Annotated in this window: 15 protein-coding genes; 5 read left to right on the top strand and 10 right to left on the bottom strand. The window is 59.1% G+C overall.

All coding sequences use genetic code 11. The features are described 5' to 3' along the window. The first annotated feature begins 99 nt into the window (after nucleotides 1-99). Both KW849_RS04650 and KW849_RS04645 read left to right on the top strand, forming a co-directional pair. Nucleotides 100-324, top strand: coding sequence for a YgdI/YgdR family lipoprotein (locus KW849_RS04650; protein ID WP_218428107.1), 225 nt, complete (start codon nucleotides 100-102; stop codon nucleotides 322-324). 138 nt (nucleotides 325-462) lie between these two features. Then, nucleotides 463-1,140, top strand: coding sequence for an MliC family protein (locus KW849_RS04645; protein WP_218428105.1), 678 nt, complete (start codon nucleotides 463-465; stop codon nucleotides 1,138-1,140). Nucleotides 1,141-1,185: 45 nt separating this feature from the next. Here the strand turns inward: KW849_RS04645 and KW849_RS04640 are convergent, their stop codons facing one another. The 4 genes from KW849_RS04640 to KW849_RS04625 are packed head-to-tail and all read right to left on the bottom strand — an operon-like array spanning nucleotide 1,186 to nucleotide 4,989. Next, the gene (locus tag KW849_RS04640; RefSeq protein WP_218428103.1) at nucleotides 1,186-2,271 is read right to left on the bottom strand and encodes a polyamine ABC transporter substrate-binding protein; all 1,086 of its coding nucleotides are present in this window, start codon (nucleotides 2,269-2,271) and stop codon (nucleotides 1,186-1,188) included. A gap of 60 nt (nucleotides 2,272-2,331) precedes the next feature. Then, nucleotides 2,332-2,673, bottom strand: a complete 342-nt coding sequence (locus tag KW849_RS04635) for a cupin domain-containing protein (protein WP_218428101.1) — start codon at nucleotides 2,671-2,673, stop codon at nucleotides 2,332-2,334. Between the two features lie 43 nt (nucleotides 2,674-2,716). Further along, nucleotides 2,717-4,123, bottom strand: coding sequence for an FAD-binding oxidoreductase (locus KW849_RS04630; protein WP_218428099.1), 1,407 nt, complete (start codon nucleotides 4,121-4,123; stop codon nucleotides 2,717-2,719). Nucleotides 4,124-4,173: 50 nt separating this feature from the next. Then, nucleotides 4,174-4,989, bottom strand: coding sequence for a nuclear transport factor 2 family protein (locus KW849_RS04625; RefSeq protein ID WP_218428097.1), 816 nt, complete (start codon nucleotides 4,987-4,989; stop codon nucleotides 4,174-4,176). Nucleotides 4,990-5,252: 263 nt separating this feature from the next. Between KW849_RS04625 and KW849_RS04620 the strand changes: the two genes are divergently transcribed. After that, nucleotides 5,253-5,525, top strand: a complete 273-nt coding sequence (locus KW849_RS04620; RefSeq protein ID WP_218428094.1) for a DUF1652 domain-containing protein — start codon at nucleotides 5,253-5,255, stop codon at nucleotides 5,523-5,525. Nucleotides 5,526-5,638: 113 nt separating this feature from the next. Here the strand turns inward: KW849_RS04620 and KW849_RS04615 are convergent, their stop codons facing one another. Next, complete coding sequence (locus KW849_RS04615) at nucleotides 5,639-8,113, bottom strand: UvrD-helicase domain-containing protein (RefSeq protein ID WP_218428092.1); 2,475 nt, start codon at nucleotides 8,111-8,113, stop codon at nucleotides 5,639-5,641. 279 nt (nucleotides 8,114-8,392) lie between these two features. Here KW849_RS04615 and KW849_RS04610 point away from each other — a divergent pair, with 279 nt between their 5' ends. Next, nucleotides 8,393-9,088 carry a pirin family protein gene (locus KW849_RS04610; protein ID WP_218428090.1) on the top strand — a complete coding sequence of 232 codons (696 nt, stop codon included), beginning with the start codon at nucleotides 8,393-8,395 and terminating at the stop codon, nucleotides 9,086-9,088. A gap of 224 nt (nucleotides 9,089-9,312) precedes the next feature. Here KW849_RS04610 and pgm read toward each other — a convergent pair whose 3' ends face one another. The 4 genes from pgm to KW849_RS04590 all read right to left on the bottom strand — a co-directional run bounded on the left by pgm (nucleotide 9,313) and on the right by KW849_RS04590 (nucleotide 16,183). Further along, nucleotides 9,313-10,959 (bottom strand): phosphoglucomutase (alpha-D-glucose-1,6-bisphosphate-dependent), encoded by a 1,647-nt coding sequence (gene pgm, locus KW849_RS04605; RefSeq protein ID WP_218428088.1) that lies wholly within the window; start codon nucleotides 10,957-10,959, stop codon nucleotides 9,313-9,315. Nucleotides 10,960-11,075: 116 nt separating this feature from the next. Further along, nucleotides 11,076-12,476 carry a PLP-dependent aminotransferase family protein gene (locus KW849_RS04600; protein WP_218428086.1) on the bottom strand — a complete coding sequence of 467 codons (1,401 nt, stop codon included), beginning with the start codon at nucleotides 12,474-12,476 and terminating at the stop codon, nucleotides 11,076-11,078. A gap of 40 nt (nucleotides 12,477-12,516) precedes the next feature. Next, nucleotides 12,517-14,007 (bottom strand): hypothetical protein, encoded by a 1,491-nt coding sequence (locus tag KW849_RS04595; RefSeq protein WP_218428084.1) that lies wholly within the window; start codon nucleotides 14,005-14,007, stop codon nucleotides 12,517-12,519. Between the two features lie 1,153 nt (nucleotides 14,008-15,160). Then, nucleotides 15,161-16,183, bottom strand: coding sequence for a zinc-dependent alcohol dehydrogenase family protein (locus KW849_RS04590; RefSeq protein ID WP_218428082.1), 1,023 nt, complete (start codon nucleotides 16,181-16,183; stop codon nucleotides 15,161-15,163). A gap of 259 nt (nucleotides 16,184-16,442) precedes the next feature. On the opposite strand from KW849_RS04590, the gene KW849_RS04585 reads away from it, so the two are divergent. Continuing rightward, nucleotides 16,443-17,360, top strand: a complete 918-nt coding sequence (locus tag KW849_RS04585) for a LysR family transcriptional regulator (RefSeq protein WP_108215513.1) — start codon at nucleotides 16,443-16,445, stop codon at nucleotides 17,358-17,360. Nucleotides 17,361-17,368: 8 nt separating this feature from the next. Here KW849_RS04585 and KW849_RS04580 read toward each other — a convergent pair whose 3' ends face one another. Continuing rightward, complete coding sequence (locus KW849_RS04580; RefSeq protein WP_218428080.1) at nucleotides 17,369-18,265, bottom strand: alpha/beta fold hydrolase; 897 nt, start codon at nucleotides 18,263-18,265, stop codon at nucleotides 17,369-17,371. Between the last annotated feature and the right edge of the window lie 20 nt (nucleotides 18,266-18,285).

Below are 18,285 nucleotides of genomic sequence, written 5' to 3'. Positions count from 1 at the left end.
GCAGTAGAACTTTCTGCCCCCCGGCGGCACCAACCGCGATAGAGGTGCAGTGATGGCCATCGAACTGATGGCGCTGCTTCAGTACGTATGGAGGTGATTATGGATATCAAGACTTTGGGCTTGCCCCTGGCGGGAGCGGCCCTGCTGACGCTGGCCGGTTGCTCGACGCCAACGGTGGTGACGCTGCAGAACGGCACTCAGTACCTGACCAAAGACATGCCGAAAACCAAAACCCGGGACGGCTTCTTCGAGTTTGAGGACATTTCAGGCAAGAAGGTGAAAGTCAGGTCTGACGAAGTGGCGACGATTCTCAAGGAAGACTAACGTTTCTGCTGGCACGATGTGGCAGGTTTCGAGCACTGCTTTACACTCGATAGGCCCCGTGCGACCGAATGACTGTGCAACGCTTCGACACGATGCGTTGCAATGCGGGCATCACGCAAAGACTCAGGTGACGTCGAAATGAAAATGGTCACGCCACTTCTGGCCTCTGTGCTCGCCGTCAGCGCGTGCGTGACGGCGAGCCTGTGTGACGCCGCCACAAAGGCAAAACCAAAACCAAAGCCCTTGCCAACGTACAAAACCAGTTTCGATTGCGCCACGCCCCAGGCATCCGCCGAAAAGCTCATCTGTCACGATGCTCAACTGGCGAGCATGGACCTGGAGCTCAATCGTCTATATCTGCTGGCGCTCACCGATGAACATTCAGTGCCGCGCCCGAATAAAGTCGAGATTGATCATCGGTTTTGGTTAGAGTCCCGTAACCAGTGTGGTGCCGGGCCGCAAGCCAGGGCGTGCATCGTGCGAAGTTATGCCGAGCGTGCGTTCCAACTGCGTCAGGGTTCGGCCATAGCGAGAACCAAGGACCCAAGCAGGCTCACGGAAGGCCCCTTGGCTTATCGTTGCGCAGGGTTTAACGCATTGGTTGCCGCGACCTTCTTTACGGTCGAACCGGGCGTTGTGCTCCTGAAATGGGCGAACACCTCCATCACCCTGGACCAGGTACCGAACAATTACGGAACCCAGTACACGGGCAAGGATTACAAAGGCAACTACAGCTTCTGGCAAATCGGCGATGACGTGTTTTTGCAGATACCCGGCTCAGCAAAGATGAATTGCGCAGCCGAGCCGGTCGGCTGAGGACGATGGCATCGGGACGTCCTGTCCCGATGGCCGCTCACCGCTTCAACTGCCGGTGCGAATCTTGTTCCACACTCGCGTACGCACCCGATCGATATTCAGCGGCATGGCCTCCAGCGCAAACAGCTTGCCCATCATTTCAGGACTTGGGTAAACCTTGGTGTCGTTCTTGATCGCCGGGTCGATCAGGCTGTCGGCCGTCTCGTTGCCATTGGCGTAATGCACGTAGTTGCTGACGCTGGCCATGACGTCCGGGCGCAACAGGTAGTCCATGAAGGCGTAACCGGCCTTTTCGTCCGGAGCGTCGGCCGGCATGGCAACCATGTCGAACCAGATCGCGGCGCCTTCCTTGGGAATCGAATAGCCGATGTCGATGCCGTTGCTGGCTTCCCTGGCGCGGTTTTCCGCTTGCAGGATGTCGCCGGAGAAACCGACCGCGACGCAGATATCGCCGTTGGCCAGGTCACTGGTGTACTTGGACGAATGGAAATAGCTCACATACGGCCGCACTTTCAACAGCAGGGCTTCGGCCTTTTTGTAGTCTTGCGGGTTCTTGCTGTGAGGCGGCAACCCGAGGTAGTTCAATGCGGCCGGCAGCAGTTCGGGACCATTGTCGAGGATGGCCACGCCGCACTTCTGCAATTTCTGCATGTTCTCGGGCTTGAAGATCAGGTCCCAGGAATCCACCGGGGCGTTGTCGCCCAGTACCGCTTTGACCTTCTCAATGTTGTAGCCGATGCCGGTGCTGCCCCACAGGTACGGGAAACCGTGCTCGTTGCCCGGATCGTTGGTCTGCAATGCCTTGAGCAATACCGGGTTTAGGTTTTTCCAGTTCGGCAACTGACTCTTGTCGAGCTTCTTCAGTGCGCCGCCTTCAATCTGCCGGGCCATGAAGTGGTTGGACGGAAACACCACGTCGTAACCGGATTTGCCGGTCATCAGCTTGCCATCGAGGGTTTCGTTGCTGTCGTAGACGTCGTAGGTGAAGCCGATGCCGGTTTCTTTCTGGAAGTTTTTCGTGGTGTCCGGCGCGATGTAATCCGACCAGTTGTAAATCTTGACGGTTTCGGCGGCCTGACTGATCGATGCAACCAGCAACAACGGGGCCAGAGTCAGTGTCTTTCGGAGCATGAGTCGATTCCTGTAGGTTTTTTTTGTTGGCAGGCAATCAAAAGGGTCAGCTTTCAAATTTCAAAAAATCAGTACGTAAGTCTTGCGCACGGTTTCCTGGATGTCCCAGATACCGAGGCTGTTGGCCGGCAACATCAGTGCATCGCCGGCTTCGATGTGCAGCGGCTCACCGCCGTCCGGGGTGAAGGTGCAACGCCCCTGAATGAAGTGACAGAATTCCTGGGCGACGATCTGCCGCCGCCAACGCCCGGGCGTGCACGCCCAGACGCCGGTCTCGACGCCGTCGTCGCGTTCGACGCTGGTGGTCGAAGCCACGGCCACGGGCGTACCCAGGGGCACGGCGACCGGGTTGGACTCTTCCAGTTTCAGGGTTGCAGTGTTCTTGAATTGCGTGATGCTCATGGGAATACCTGTCGATGTAGCCTGTAGATGAAGAGCGCGCCGTTCAGTGCATGAAACCTTCCATGAAACCGGCAACCCCGCTGGCCAGCTTGCGCCGCCAGGGCGCGGTCGCCGGGTTGGCCAGGGTCTGGTCCTCATGGACAAAACTGCGGATGATCGCGTTGTAACCGAGCCAGCGGATGGGCTCCGGCTCCCAGGCCCTGAGCGCGTCGAGGCCGCGCTGCGGGATGACCCACGGCTGGCGCACCAGATCGGTGTCGCGGCCCAGGATCAGGTCGGCCAGCGTCCGTCCTCCCAGGTTGCTGGCGCCGACACCCTCCCCGCCATAGCCACCAGACAAGGCAATACCGTTGGCCCGGTCGCAGAGCATGTGCGGCTTGAAGTGCCGGGACATGCCCAGGTTGCCGCCCCAGGAATGAGTGATCTGCACGTTCTTCAGCTGCGGGAACAGCTCGCCGAACAGGTAGCGCCGCAGGTCTTTTTCATCCGTGGTCAGGTCGGAGTCGTGGCGCAGTTTGCCCGCGAACTGATAGCCGCCACGGGCGCCAAAGATCAATCGGTTGTCAGCGGTGCGCTGGCCGTAGGTGACCTGGCGACTGGCCTCGCTGAACGCCTGGCCGCGGCTCAGGCCGATTTCGTCCCAGGTGGCCGCCGACAATGGCTCGGTCGCGACGATCAGGCTCTGCACCGGCATCTGGTAACGCCCCAATGGCGGCAGCGTCACGGAGTAGCCTTCTACCGCCGGCACCACCCAGCGACAGCGCACCGAAGCTTTCGCCGTGCGCAGGCTGCCGGACTGCCAATGGGTGACCGGGCTGTTTTCGTAGATTCTGACTCCCAGGCGCTCCACGGCCCGGGCCAGCCCTCGGACCAGCCTGGCCGGGTGAATGGTCGCCACGTGCGGCGCGAAGATTGCGCCGTAGGGTTTGGCGACGCGGATCTGTTGCGCCAACTGTTCCGGGCTCAGCCAGCGATAGTGGCTGTCGTTGAGGCCCTGGCGGTGGAGATCGTCCAGGTAGTGGCGAAGGCTGGCCTCCTGCTCCGGATAGCGCGCAGCGCAGTACAGCGCTCCGCCTTTACGGTAATCGCAGTCGATCCCCTCACGTTCGAGGACAAGCGCCACTTCGTCCGGAATGCTGTGCAACAAATCGTAGGAGGCACGTCGCTCTTCGGCCGGCAGGTCGGCCAGCAGGCGATCTTCACCCAGCAAGTTGCCCATCAGCCAGCCGCCATTGCGCCCCGACGCGCCGAAACCGGCGGTCTGCGCTTCGACAATCACAATGCTCAGGTCCGGTTTGTGCTGCTTGAGGTAGTACGCGGTCCAGAGACCGGTGTAGCCCGCGCCGATGATCGCTACGTCCACATCCAGGTCCCGCTCCAGCGCCGGACGCGCCAATAGAGGCTCGTCGAGCTGGTCCATCCACAAACTGATAGTGCGCCATGCCGGCATGCAAGACTCCGCCACTCAAACTTCGATGGCGTCGATCCTAGTGCGTGGGCTCAGGGGCTGTCTTGCGCGCGTGCACGCAAAGAAATCTGTTTGACGTAGGCCTTGGGTGACTGGCCGGTGTGCTGGCGGAAACAGCTGTAGAACGCCGACAGCGAATTGAATCCGGCAGCGAAGGCCAGCTCATCGATACGCAGCGGCGGCGTGGCGGCATCCAGCGCAGTGAGCAAGTGTTTCAGGCGCGCCTGATTGACGTAGCGGTAGAAGCTCTGGCCCAGCACCTGGTTCAACAGATAGGAAATCTGATTGCGGCTGTACCCGCACTCCTTCGCCACCCGTTGCAGATCGAGCTCCGGTTCCAGATAAGGTTGCTGACGCTGAAAATATTGTTGCAGATCATCGGCCATGAAGCTCAATTGGCGTGGCGACAACCCGAGTCGGCTGACCGCCGGGCGCTGGTTGCCGGACGTTTTGCTTGCGGGTTGCTCGTGCACCAATGAAGCGTATTCGTTGACCCGCCAGATCAGCCCGTCCTTGACGGTAATCGCTTCGCTGGCGCGGAACGACACCAGCCCTTCACCGCCGCGCAAGGTGATGCGGTATTGAATGAACGCCGTGTTGCCGTCCAGTCGTATGCGGTCGGAATGCTCCAACGCTTCATCCGGATCCCGGGGCATGCTGTTGCGCACGTATTCGCGCAATTGGTCCAGGCCCATGACCCGGTTCTGGAAAAAGTCGTTGTACTGGACTTCAGGGTGATAGAGCGCCATGACGCCGTCCAGATCCCGGTGCTTCCAGCGCAAGTGATAGCGCATGACCGTCTCGCCCGTAGCCTGGGTTTGCAGCGGACCATCATCATCGGCGTGCATTGAACATCTCGACGGGAAAACCCCGAGCTTGCCCAACTTGCGCCTTGTCTTCAACGACTAAACGGATGATGGCTTTTGGCCGCAAATGCACACGGGCGTGACTGAATCAAAATAATGGCGGCAATCGCCAAATGACCTGAAAAAGCCACACTCTTTTCACATCCGGATGCTACTTTTAAACATTGTCACTGGTTGAACCAATGAAGGTTCTTCCCTCCTACCATGAGCTAATGGAAGCGCTCGATAATGAAGGCGGGTAACACATGAATAGAGGGTTCAGTAAGGTCACGTTTCCAAACGCCTGCCAGCTGATGCGCTGGCATTTTCATCCCATGGGTTTCGAGGCGAGCATGGACGCCCCGGGCAGCATGATTGCCCGTCTTTTTGATCGTGCCACTGGCGAGACCATGATCGCCATTGCCGGTATTCCTTGCGCCACCGTCATGAATGCTGCGGATGTAGAGCTAATAATCGAAGCGGTGGAGGATGAACTTGAAGCCTTCGTTCCACCAGAAGCGTTCAGGAGTTATGCCTGAAGGCTGAACGGCCACAAAAAAGCCCACGTCAGGTGGGCTTTTTTGTGGGTAAAGAAAAGATCAAAAGATCGCAGCCTTCGGCAGCTCCTACATAAGGGTGCGATTTTTGCAATTCAGGCCGACGCTTTGCCCTGTCGATGGTCGACAAAAAACGCCTTGCCCTTGCCGATCCGGTCGGATGCCTTGGGCATGTTCGCGGCCTGGGTGTCTTGCGCATCGACGTACCAGTAGCAATGGCTGATGGCGCGGGTAATGCCCACGTAGGCCAGCCGCAGGATCTCGTCCTTCTGGGCGTTGTCGTAGGGTTCGCTGTCACCGGCCTTGCCCAGGCCCGCCATCCGGTACACCTGATTCTTGTAAGGTGAGCTGGTCAGGTGCTGGCAGTCGCCCAGCAAAAACACCGCATCGGCCTGGAGGCCCTTGGCACTGTGATAGGTCAGTTGCTTGAGCCTGCGAGCCTCATGCGGCAAGCTCGAATCAACATTAACTACAGACTGAATATGCTCTTCTATCAATGACTTATCGCTGCTTTTTCGATAAAGCATCAAGATCGAATCGCCCTTTCGGTAATGCTCCATCAGGCGCTGTGCCATGCCCTGGTCATCACGATCGAGCACGTTCACGGGCAGCAATGCCTTGGGTTCGCCGCTGGCCTTGGCCTTCTTCCCGGCAATCGCCGGTGCAGCGCGCACGATGTGCTCGGCGGCATCGATGATGTGCTGGTGGCTGCGGTAATTGTCGCTGAGCATGACCTTGGTGGTGCTCGGCGACGGGAACGCCTTGTTGAACTCCATGAAGTAGGTCGGCGAACTACCGCGCCATCCATAGATGGATTGCCAGTCATCGCCTACACAGAGCAATGAGGAACGCTGGGCTCCACGTCCGACGTGCATGGCCGGTCCGCGACTGCGAATCTCTGCCAGGCTGGCCCTGATCCAGGAGACGATTTGCGGCGAGACATCCTGAAATTCGTCGATCATCAGGTGCGACAGCGGCCGCAGCAGTTCATCGCCAAGCAGTTTGAGGTTCTCCGGCGAATGCTCGCTAAACAGGGCAAACATCCGGTTGTAGGTCATGATCGGCGGTTTCTGATCGAGCAAATGATCTTCCAGCGCCCGCCAGTAAAGGCTCAAGGCCTCGAAGAAGAACCGGTCGGGATCGTCCTTGGCGAAACTCATCTGGCCGACAGCGCTCGGCACATCCAGGCCGAGGTTTTCAATGAATCCGGCAGCGGCGACAAAGCAATCGAGCAACGGCGCGGAGGCGAGTTCGCCCTTGACCTTGTAATCGAAGCCCGGCCCGGCGCTGGCATCACCCGCGAGCGAGGCCAAAACACGTTTCGATGATTCGTAACTATCCAGCCATATCAATGGCTTGCGACAGAAAGCTTGAAACAGAGTGCGCTTGACTGCCCACTCTGCGCGTACCGACAGCTTGGCGTTTGGTCGCGTGACCTGCGGGTTTTCCCGAGGATCGAACCCCAGCACCACCCAGGCATCCAGGGACGGGATGTAGCCGTGACAATGGAATGTCGAACCGTTGATATCGAACGACTGGCGATTCGGTTCGATACCCTTGATCGGCCAGGCACCGGCGCGAAACCACAGGTCTTCAATGACGTCGCACAGTTCTTCATCGCGTTTGGCCGCCAGTTCGGTAACGCCCATGCGTTTCTGCACATCCGGGTGGTCCCGCTCCAGCTCCTTGAGTTGCAAGGCGTGCCGGGACAATGGCTTGATCAGCTCGCGAAAGCGCTCATCGTCACGGTGCAGCCGGTGATAGCAGGCGTTGAGCTGTTGACGTTGAGCGTCGTTGATCCGCAGATCGAACGGGTTGCTGTCGACTTCCTCGTCACCCTGTGCAGCCCGCAGGCTGAGGTTCTCGAAAGCCTGCAAACGCTCGAAACCCGGAAGACTGCGCACCATCGGCAGGATCCGCGAGTGAAAAGTGCGCACTAGATCCCGCGCCGCCTTGAAACTGATTGCGTGGCCCCAGAGCGCAAACAGTTCGATCAGCTTGTTGATGAAATCCTTGCGCGACTCGCGGGTGAAGGTGACCACCGTCATCGAACTCAGCTCGAAGCCCAGGTAATGGCTCAGCAGCAGGATACGCAGCACCAGCGTGGTCGATTTGCCGGCACCCGCGCCCGCGATCACCGAGGTGGATGGCGTGTCGCTGAAGATCATTTTCCACTGGGCGGCACTGGGTTGGGCATGAGCCGGCAACAACCGCGCGACATCCGCCTTCATGCGCTTCTTCAATTCGACGTTCAGCGGCAGGCGCCAATCGTCGAACAACAGGTCATCGACATTCGGTGGCCGGTGTTCAGTGGCGCGCGAGTCGCGGATCAGCAGGACCTGTCGACCCTCCTCCAGTCCTTCGAGCTTGCCTTCCTTGTAACCGTAATCGACCCCGGCGCTGTGGCCACTGCGAAAACCGTCAGCCTGGCCGTGCAACCACGATGCTCGGTGCTGGGCATGCAGACGGGTCAGGCTGTAACCGAAAAATCGGGCGAGCAATCGCTTGATCAGCGGCATCTCGGCCAAGGGGCGAAGTTCAGGAGGAAGATCGGGGGTGTGTTGCGGCACGCGGACTGACTCCAGGGTGTGAGGCTGTTGAGCGCTATGGTGTCTGCATTTGCTCTCGAGTTCTAGTCAATTGCTTATGACTCATTGGCTTATGCGATGAAGTGAAAGCTGGATGAGAATCTTTCGAGTTCGTTTTATATCAATGTATTCGATGGGAATGCTGCATTTTTTACGCTTTTTATCGATTATTGCCTGTTGGATGATGGCCGTCATCACCCACCGGTCTCGCTTCGTGGCTCAGGCGCCTTGCCCCATGACGAACCTTTTCTGGAGACGATCATGCTTGAACTCAGACCTTTCAACTCGCTCGGCGGCGCTCACCATGGCTGGCTGGATGCACACCATCATTTTTCGTTCGCCGAGTACTACGATCCCAAGCGCATGAACTGGGGCAACCTGCGGGTCTGGAATGACGACGTGATCGCCCCCGGCACCGGTTTCCCGCAACACCCGCACCGGGACATGGAAATCATCACCTATGTCCGCGAAGGCGCCATCACCCACCAGGACAACCTTGGCAACAAGGGCCGCACCGAAGCGGGCGACGTCCAGGTCATGAGCGCAGGCACCGGGATCGCCCACAGTGAGTACAACCTGGAAGCGACACCGACCAGGATTTTCCAGATCTGGATCATCCCGAATGAGTCCGGCCTGGCCCCTTCCTGGGGCGCCAAGCCGTTCCCGAAAGGCAACCGCGAAGGTTTTGTCACCCTGGCCAGCGGCAAGGAAGGCGACGACCAGAGCTTGCGCATCCGCGCCGATGCCCGGCTGGTAGCCGCCAACTTGAAGGCCGGCGAGTCTGCCGAATACCATCTGGACAACGGTCGTCGTGCATACCTGGTGCCGGCCACCGGGGTCATTGAAGTCAATGGGTTGCGTGCACAAGCTCGAGATGGTGTCGCGGTTGCCGATGAGACCGTGTTGCGGGTGACGGCCATTGAGGACAGTGAGATCGTTCTGGTGGATCTGGCTTGATCTTCTGAGTGCAATCCAAAAAAAGGGGCGCCCGTATTGGTCGCCCCTTTTTTACATGTGAATCATTTGTGGCGAGGGAGCTTGCTCCCGCTGGGTTGCGAAGCGACCCTGAAACCGGCAAACGCGGTTTCATGAAACACCGCATCGTCTGGGTTTACGACTGCTTTGCAGTCGAGCGGGAGCAAGCTCCCTCGCCACAGTTCTCACTCGGCACAATGCTGCGATCACTTCGCGGAAATAGCCCCATCCACCAGCGTTTGCGCCTCGGCCACCAGTTGCTTGAGGTGGTCGTCGCTGACAAAGCTTTCGGCGTAGATCTTGTAGATGTCTTCCGTGCCAGACGGACGCGCCGCGAACCAACCGTTTTCGGTCATGACTTTGAGACCGCCAATGGCCTGGTCATTGCCCGGCGCGTGGCTGAGGATGTTCTGGATCGGTTCGCCAGCCAGTTGGGTCGAGGTGACCTGTTGCGGCGACAGCTTGCTCAACAGTGCTTTCTGCTCCGGATTGGCCTTGGCGTCGACCCGCACCGAGAACGGCTCACCCAGCTCATCGGTCAAGGCACGATACGCCTGGCTCGGGTCGCGACCGGTCCGGGCAGTCATCTCGGCGGCCAGCAGGGCCGGAATCAAACCGTCCTTGTCGGTGCACCAGACGCTGCCGTCCTTGCGCAGGAACGAGGCACCGGCGCTTTCTTCACCGCCGAAACCGAGGGATCCATCGAACAGGCCGTCGGCAAACCACTTGAAGCCAACCGGCACTTCGTACAGGCGACGGCCCAGGCGCCTGGCGACGCGATCGATCAAGCCGCTGCTGACCACGGTTTTACCCACGGCCGCATCGGCACGCCATTGCGGACGGTTCTGGAACAGGTAGTCGATGGCAACGGCGAGGTAGTTGTTCGGCGCCAGCAAACCACCGGACGGCGTGACGATGCCATGGCGGTCGTGGTCCGGATCGCAGGCAAACGCCACGTCGAAGCGTTCTTTCAGGCCGATCAGGCCTTGCATGGCGTGGCCGGACGATGGGTCCATGCGGATCTGGCCGTCCCAGTCGACGGTCATGAAACGGAAGGTCGGGTCGACCTCTTTGTTCACCACATCCAGGTCCAGACGATAATGCTCGGCAATCGCCGACCAGTAGCGCACCCCTGCTCCACCCAGCGGATCGACACCCAGGCGCAACTTGGCATCACGGATGGCGTCGAAGTCGATCACGTTGATCAGGTCGGCGACGTAGGTGTTGAGGTAATCGTGACGATGGGTGGTGCTGGCCTTCAGTGCCTGCTCGTAGCTGATGCGCTTGACGCCAGCGAGCTTGTTGGCCAGCAGTTCGTTGGCTTTGGCTTCGATCCACTTGGTGATGTGGGTATCGGCCGGACCACCGTTGGTTGGGTTGTACTTGTAGCCACCGCTTTGCGGCGGGTTGTGGGACGGCGTGATGACAATGCCGTCCGCCAGGCCGCTGGTGCGACCACGGTTGTAGCAGAGGATCGCATGGGAAATGGCCGGGGTCGGCGTGTACTCGTCACCAGCGGCGATCATCACGGTCACGCCGTTGGCCGCCAGTACTTCGAGGGCGCTGGCGCCGGCCGGGGTGGACAACGCGTGGGTGTCGATGCCGACAAACAGCGGGCCATCGATGCCTTGAGCTTCGCGATACAGGCAGATCGCCTGGCTGATCGCCAGCACGTGCCATTCGTTGAAACTCAAGTCGAACGAGCTGCCGCGGTGCCCGGACGTGCCGAAGGCAACGCGCTGGGTCGAAATCGCGGCATCAGGCTGGCCGGTGTAATAGGCCGTTACCAGTCGCGGGATGTCGACCAACAATTCTACCGGTGCCGGTTTACCCGCAAAAGGACTGAGTGTCATGCAAAACCTCTGGAATAGAGTGGTTCAGGAATGGGGTCGCAGTTTACTGGCAGTTCGACCGCAACGCGATGGGATCGATCCAATAGAATGAAGGGTGTTATTTTTTGTCTCATCACTCACTCGATTGATTCCAGACGCAGCGCATCCCCTAACAGGCCCAGTGCGGCAGCCAGGTTGTGATCGCCGCCGAAGGTATGACTCAAACGCAAATGCTGCCCGTGCAGACCGTGGAGGCTGAACAGTTCGCCTGGCGCAATGACCACCTGATGCACCAGCAGGCGCTGGAACACACGACGTACGTTGACCCGACGCAAGGAGCGCACCCAGATCGTTGCACCGCCCTCTGGATCGACGAAATGCAAGGCATCACCCAATCGCTCCTGCAACAACTGGGTCATTTGACTCTTGCGTTCCTTGAGTAGCCGTCGCAGCACCAGCAGGTGTTGATCGATGCGACCGCTGCTGTATAAGCGGGCGATGGCTTTCTGGCGAATCGGCGAGAGACGAAAGGAGCGCAGCAGAAAGTGCCGTTGCAGCTCAGCGCTCAAATGCCTTGAAAGCAGGTAGCCGTAGGGCGCTTCCGGACCGATGATTTTCTCGAACGTGGAAAACACCATCAGCCGTTCAGGGTCCAGCAAGTCGCGAAAGCGCACACCTCCAAGGTCGAATCCGAGTTCGCCATAACAGTCATTTTCCAGCACCCAACTGTCATGCGCGGCCAACAGCCGGGCAATGGCTTGCCTGTTTTCGTCAGACGCCAGGCTGCCACGGGGCATATTCAGGGCCGATGAAAGCATCACCAGCCTTACCGGTTCGGTATCCAGCAGCATGTTCAGCCGTTCTGGATCCAGGCAGCCATCGGCCTGCACGGGCAACTCGATCACCCGCACGCAGGCAGCTTGAAACAGACGCAGGATCGTCCAGTCGCACGGCGATTCGACCACCACGGTGGCATCCTTCAAGCCCAGCACGGCGATCAGGATTTCCAGTACACCGCGAAGGTCGGCGCCGATGTAGACATCATCGGCATGCCAGTAACGCACCGGAGACGTGGTGTAGCGTGCAGCCAGGGCGGTGCGCAATTCGAGCTCGCCACAGGGTTGCGAAGGCGACTGCGGCTGTCGGGGATACTGGCGCAGCAACTCTCGCTCCAGCAGCAACAAAGGACTGTCGAGCGGCTGCAGCAGCGCCGGTTCATCGGCGCTCAGGACCAGCATCCCCGGACGCCTGGCATTGACGTAGACGGCTTCCAGCAGGTCGCTGCCGCTGTCCTGCAGGTTGATTGAGGACACCGGCAACGCGTAGTAACCGGACTTGGCCACCGAATAGACGCGCCCCTCTTTCTCCAGGAGCGAATAGGCGTACTGAATGGTCGAGATCGACACATTGAGGCGCTCCGCCAGATGCCGCAGCGACGGCAGGCGGATGGGCGAATCCCCTTCAGACTCGTTGATCAGGCTGGCCAGGTATCGATAAACCGCCTGATAGGCGAAATCCGTTTCTCGTGGACCTTTCATGAATGAAGGCCGGCCGCACTGGCTGAAAATCCGCCCACGCTCAGTGACCCGCCGACCATTCATCCACCAACGTGATATCAGCGTCGGGATCGCCCAGCGCATTTCGCAACGCCGCCGTCTGGATCAGTGCTTCAGGCGTCCTGCCAGCGCTTCCTGGCGCCCACTCCATGCGATAAAGCCGGCCAATCAGGCTGATGGGCAATCCGCTGACATCCATCATCCATTGCATGATCTGTTCGGCGACCGGGTGCCCCTGCATGGCCCGGTGCAACTCGGGTATGGCCACCAGCATGCCCGGATGGCACTGACGCAGAAAACGCTCGAGCCCCGCACCTCTTTCGATAAAAGGCGCAAAAAGCAGGCACACCAGTTGTGCTTCGCTCAGGCCCAGTTTTTTTTGCGCCTCGGCCGCTGCCCGGGCGCGCTGCTCGCTCTGTGTCGCCGGGTTGCCGAAGACCTCGATGGCCTGCTCGCACAAACGCTCAGGCAAGTGCTTGCGGCGCATCATCACCAAGGCGCGTTGCAGGTATTGCGCAACGCCGGACTCGTAATCGCGACCCTGCACGAAGCTCGCCTGCAACCCCCGCACGTGTGCCGAGATCGACGGGCTGACGAACTCGTTGTCACTGATCTGCGCGAACAGTTCGTCAGGCTGGAATCGGAGAAACTCCGTCAGCAATGGCCAGCGCTCTTCCAGGTTACTGACCAGCAGGTCGTGAATATCGATGCAGGCCGTACGACGACAGGTCTCAAAGCGCTCTTGTGGACGCCATCGGGCCTGGCCGTAATCAGCGTAGAACGCGTGATAGCAGTCGCTGCCCAGTTCATCGAGCAGCGAAAACAACCCCGAATAACCGGCCTCGCCCCCGTATGAATGCGTGAGCCCTGCCTTGGTCGCGGCACGTTTCAATCCATCGATGAACTGCTTTTGCTGACGCAACGTATCAGCGATGAGCAAGGCGTCCACACCACCGTCCCAGCGGGCGATTTGTCCGTAGAACTCTCCCGTGGCCAGATAACCGTCATCCCACAGGTCGAACCCGCCGCGCCAAGCCCGGCGATGGCCGATCATCAACAGGTTCAGGCGGCCGGACTCGCGACCGGCGTCGGAGGTCGGCGTCAGGTGGTTGAACGGCAAGACTTCGCGATCATCGACCATCAACACCTCGACTCGGGGATCGTCATAGACAAACAATGCGCTGTTGGTCCGGTGCATGTTCTCCACGGCCGCGCAGCTTGTCCCGTTCAACCGCAACGAGGCGATGCGCAACTGGAATGTCGCCGGCGCCCGCGTGGCGATGATCAACTGCGCAGCACGCAACAATGCCAGGGTGTAGCAGTTGTCACGGGTCCCGGACTGGATCGCCAACACCTTGTATTCGCCAATGCGCCCCATGCCCCCCGCCGCTACCGCCAGGCGCTGAATCAACAATTGCAATGCGGTGCGTTCGGCACGGGAGAAGAACCCCAGCAATCGCTGCAGCACCTGTTGATAGACATAGTTCATCGCTTGGTCATGGATGCTGGTCATCTTTATTTACCTGATACTCGTAAGTTCAATATCGCGCAGACAGCAAATCCCGTTGGACTGTCTGCACGTATGGAGTCATGGACTTTATTGCCAAATGCTAGCACTTGAATTTTCTTACGATCATTTGAAACGCTCGTAGCGCCCCCTCGGCTTAACGAGGTAAGCGAAGCTGTAGCGCCCAGCTGGCAAGGGCTTGCTCGATTTAAACCGCCGTCCTAGGAAACTTCCGACAATGTCCCACAGACACTTAACACAAGAAATAAGGAAGGAAGTTGTCTCTATCTTGTTGGCAACTACGCAACGACACACTAGTTTGGAGATGCGCACCGACGGCGCACATTGAAAAGTTTCAGCCTGACACCCAGCCATGACTCATTCCTTGAGATGAAAGTAATCATTCAATTATCAGGGCTTAGTGGCTGATTAGAAGCTACAGATTACGGGCAAAAACCAGTTCAGTTGCTGGACTGGCCTGCGGGTCGACGGTTTTTTTTGGGTTCTTCACGCAATCCCGGGGACCACATATAACGAAATATCTGTAGGGGCTGCCGAAGGTTCGGGCCGCGTTCGGACGATCTTTTGATCTTGATCTTCAGCAATCTCCAGATCGCAAAAGCAAGATCAAAAGATCGCAGCCTCCGGCAGCTCCTACAGGGGAACGCGTGCACCACCAAACAACGAGGTCGAGCGTTAGCTCGCCTCGCGGTGCTGTTGCGGTGCACGCCGCCTCGAGAGGCCGAGCGCAGGTTCTGCGCAGTGGGCAACCCGGCATGGATGCCGGGTTAGCCGCGCACGGCCATGGATGGCCGATCGCGGCGGGCCCACGGAGCAGGACCGGAGCGAGGGCATGCCGAGCCACAGCGAGGCACCGAACGTCAGGGGCAAGAGCCCTTGGTTACTTGGGGCTTTTCCAAGTGACCCGCCGTCAGGGCGGAACCCTAAGTGGCCGTTACCGCAGCAATGAATATGTACACCAGGAAGAAAATGCTCGGCCGTCAGGTCGCCATCGCTGGCAAGTCGGATCGCCGCACCGCAGCTCCTACAGGTATATGTGTTCCCCGGAATTCCGTGAAGAACCTTTTTTGGGGAGGGGGGACTGAAACGAAAGAGTCCGTGTGGGCACGGACTCTTGGGTGGGCTATTGCGGTGATTGTTATGCCGGTTCGACCTGCAGCGCGACCCTTTCGCGACACGGGCATTCGTCCATGTAGCGGTGTGCTTCGACAAACTCGGCAAACGGGAAGACCCGAGTCTTGAGCGGCAGCAGAACGCGGTCGGCAGTCATCTGATTGATGTCGCGCAAGGCACGTTGCAGTGCGACCTGATCCTGGGTGATGCCCAGTTCCGGCTTGCCAGTGAAGTTGCCGATGCAGTGTACAAAGAACTGAATGTTTTTCTGGAACGCGGCGCAGGCCGGGAAAGGCGTCTGGTTGCCGCCTTGCAGGCCGTACAGCACCAGGCTGCCGCGAGGCGCCAACACATCGCCAAGCAATGACATCTGCGGACCGCCCAAACCATCGAATACCACATCCACGCCGCGGTTATCGGTGATCTTGTTGATTCGTACCAGCAGATCTTCTTCCTCGGTGACGATGACTTTCTCGGCACCCAGTGACAGCAGATACTCACGCTCTTCTGCTGACTTGGTCGCGGCGATCACTCGAATACCCAAGGCCTTGCCCAGTTGTACGAACGAAGGTCCGGCGCAATGACTGGCGTCGGTCACCAGGGCAAACTGCCCGGGTTTGACCCGTGCCAGATCCGCATAGGCGAAATAGGCAATCAACAACGGCGTGTAGTGCACGCTGGCTTCAATCGGGCTGAGCACATCCGGGTAGCGGGTCAGTGCCGAGCGCGGCAGAACGATCTGCTCGCCGTAGACCGGGTAATCGTTCGGGCTTTCGGCCGGGAAACTGGCAACCTTGTCACCGACGGCCAGGTCTTCAACGCCATCGCCGACGGCGGTGACGATGCCGGCCATTTCATGACCAAGGCCCGAAGGCAGACGAGCGTGGGACGAGGCCAGGTTCTGGCGCCAAAGAATGTCATACCAACTGATGCCGATCGCCTCGACGCGCACCTGCACTTCGCCCGGTGCAGGCAGAGCCGCCGCATGCTCTTCGCATTTGAGCACCTCGGCTGGACCAAACTTGTGAAAACGGATCGTGCGGGACATCGCAAACCTCGCCAATTGAACCTCTAATGCCTTGAACTCTAGCTGGGCTTTCAACCCAACACTATCTGTGGCTATTAATAGTCGACATGCCTGTCATTGATTCCGCGGCGGCGGCAATATCGTAGGAAACTGGAGCCGCCTTTGTAGGAAATCTGAATTACCCGGTGCAGAGTACCAGCCTTTCCCCGTAATATTCCTGCTGGCCATTGTTCTCATATGGCTGCTCACGTCAAGTTTGCTGACTCTGCCAGGACTCCAGATGAATCGTAATGACCTACGTCGTGTCGACCTGAACCTGTTGATCGTTTTCGAAACATTGATGCACGAACGCAGCGTGACCCGGGCTGCGGAAAAACTGTTCCTCGGCCAGCCGGCCATCAGTGCGGCACTCTCGCGCCTGCGCGGCTTGTTCGATGATCCTTTGTTTGTGCGTACCGGCCGCAGCATGGAGCCGTCCGCCCGGGCGATCGAGATTTTCGCCCTGCTGTCGCCGGCACTGGATTCGATTTCCACCGCCGTCAGCCGTGCGGCCGAGTTCGATCCTGCCACAAGTACCGCCGTGTTCCGCATCGGCCTTTCGGACGATGTCGAGTTCGCCTTGCTGCCCATGCTGCTCAAGCGCCTGCGTGCCGAATCGCCGGGGATTGTGCTGGTGGTGCGCAGGGTCAACTACATCCTGATGCCGGGGATGCTGGCGTCCGGGGAAATTTCCATCGGCGTCAGTTACACCACCGATCTGCCGGCCAATGCCAAGCGCAAAGTGTTGCGCCGCAGCCAGCCCAAGCTGTTGCGCGCAGACACCGTACCGGGGCCGTTGAGCCTGGATGATTACTGCGCTCGCCCCCATGCACTGGTGTCGTTCGCCGGCGACCTCAGCGGTTTCATCGATGAAGAGCTGGAAAAACTCGGGCGCAAACGTCATGTGGTGCTCGCCGTGCCGCAGTTCAACGGGTTGAGCACCCTGCTCGCGGGCACCGATATCGTGGCTACGGTGCCGGACTACACGGCCGATGCACTGACTGCCGCGGGCGGTGTACGTGCCGAAGATCCGCCGTTGCCGGTGCGCAGCTTTGAACTGCATATGGCTTGGCGCGGGTCTCAGGATAACGATCCGGGGGAGCGCTGGCTGCGGTCGCGGATTCAGATGTTCTTTGGGGATCCGGATAGCCTCGCGTAACCGAGAAACTAGTGCGGGTCAGGTAACGTTTTGTCAGGCTGTTCGGGATCGAGAAAAGCCAGCGCCCTCGACACGAAATTGGCGTGATGCTGGAAAATCGCACCATGTCCGGCATCTTCGTAAATGATCAATTGCGAGTTCGGGATGCGGCGGGCCATATCAGTAGAGTTCACTGTCGGCACCATGATGTCGTTATCACCATTGGCGATCAGTACCGGGATCCGGATACTGCCGAGATCCTGGGGCGCCTGCCGCCCCCACGCCTTGATCGCCTTCAACTGCCGCGAAAAGGCACTTGGCGTGGGTCCTTTGTCCCGATCCGTTTTGCGCTCTTTCAGTCGTTTCAAGAAGGCCTTCGCGGCTTGGCGACCATTGGCCGTGGCGGTGAAGAACAGATAGAACTTCGGATCGCGCAGCGTCAGCAAGCCCTTGATCATCAATGGCCAGGATGCCGCCCCTACCCTGTCAATGTCTTTGCCGCCCGCCGGCCCCGTACCAGTCAAAATCAGCTTGCGCACCAGGTCGGGGACTTTCAGCACGATGTCCTGCGCCACGAATCCGCCAAGGGAAAAACCGATCAGATCAACCTTCTCGAAGCCTAGCGCGTGGATCAGGCCTATCGCATCCCGCGCCATTTCATCAATGGTCAGGGGTGCTGTTCCTCCCGATGTGCCGATGCCCCGGTAGTCAGTGGCGATGACGCGATGCTGACTGGCAAGACCATCGATGATCCGCGGGTCGAAGTTGTCCAATACCGCGCCCCAATGGTTGAGAAGAATCAACGGCACCCCGCTGCGAGGCCCCAGATCACGGTAGGCAAACACAGTCCCTGCGACATTGATCGAGCGGTTTACGGCAGTTACGTAGGACGTACCCGATCCAAGGTCATTGTCGGAATGGGTCATTGTTTACTCCATGCGTCTGG

Source organism: Pseudomonas sp. PDM26 (assembly GCF_019219185.1).
Taxonomy (GTDB): Bacteria; Pseudomonadota; Gammaproteobacteria; order Pseudomonadales; family Pseudomonadaceae; genus Aquipseudomonas.
This window is presented reverse-complemented; position numbering and strand designations above follow the sequence as displayed.

Bases quoted from the DNA above. Each gene is read 5' to 3' on its own strand.
- KW849_RS04595 (WP_218428084.1), bottom strand. From the start codon at position 14,007: ATGACCAGCATCCATGACCAAGCGATGAACTATGTCTATCAACAGGTG.
- pgm (WP_218428088.1), bottom strand. From the start codon at position 10,959: ATGACACTCAGTCCTTTTGCGGGTAAACCGGCACCGGTAGAATTGTTG.
- KW849_RS04635 (WP_218428101.1), bottom strand. From the start codon at position 2,673: ATGAGCATCACGCAATTCAAGAACACTGCAACCCTGAAACTGGAAGAG.
- KW849_RS04590 (WP_218428082.1), bottom strand. From the start codon at position 16,183: ATGTCCCGCACGATCCGTTTTCACAAGTTTGGTCCAGCCGAGGTGCTC.
- KW849_RS04620 (WP_218428094.1), top strand. From the start codon at position 5,253: ATGAATAGAGGGTTCAGTAAGGTCACGTTTCCAAACGCCTGCCAGCTG.
- KW849_RS04610 (WP_218428090.1), top strand. From the start codon at position 8,393: ATGCTTGAACTCAGACCTTTCAACTCGCTCGGCGGCGCTCACCATGGC.
- KW849_RS04580 (WP_218428080.1), bottom strand. From the start codon at position 18,265: ATGACCCATTCCGACAATGACCTTGGATCGGGTACGTCCTACGTAACT.
- KW849_RS04650 (WP_218428107.1), top strand. From the start codon at position 100: ATGGATATCAAGACTTTGGGCTTGCCCCTGGCGGGAGCGGCCCTGCTG.
- KW849_RS04600 (WP_218428086.1), bottom strand. From the start codon at position 12,476: ATGAAAGGTCCACGAGAAACGGATTTCGCCTATCAGGCGGTTTATCGA.
- KW849_RS04625 (WP_218428097.1), bottom strand. From the start codon at position 4,989: ATGCACGCCGATGATGATGGTCCGCTGCAAACCCAGGCTACGGGCGAG.
- KW849_RS04585 (WP_108215513.1), top strand. From the start codon at position 16,443: ATGAATCGTAATGACCTACGTCGTGTCGACCTGAACCTGTTGATCGTT.
- KW849_RS04640 (WP_218428103.1), bottom strand. From the start codon at position 2,271: ATGCTCCGAAAGACACTGACTCTGGCCCCGTTGTTGCTGGTTGCATCG.
- KW849_RS04630 (WP_218428099.1), bottom strand. From the start codon at position 4,123: ATGCCGGCATGGCGCACTATCAGTTTGTGGATGGACCAGCTCGACGAG.
- KW849_RS04645 (WP_218428105.1), top strand. From the start codon at position 463: ATGAAAATGGTCACGCCACTTCTGGCCTCTGTGCTCGCCGTCAGCGCG.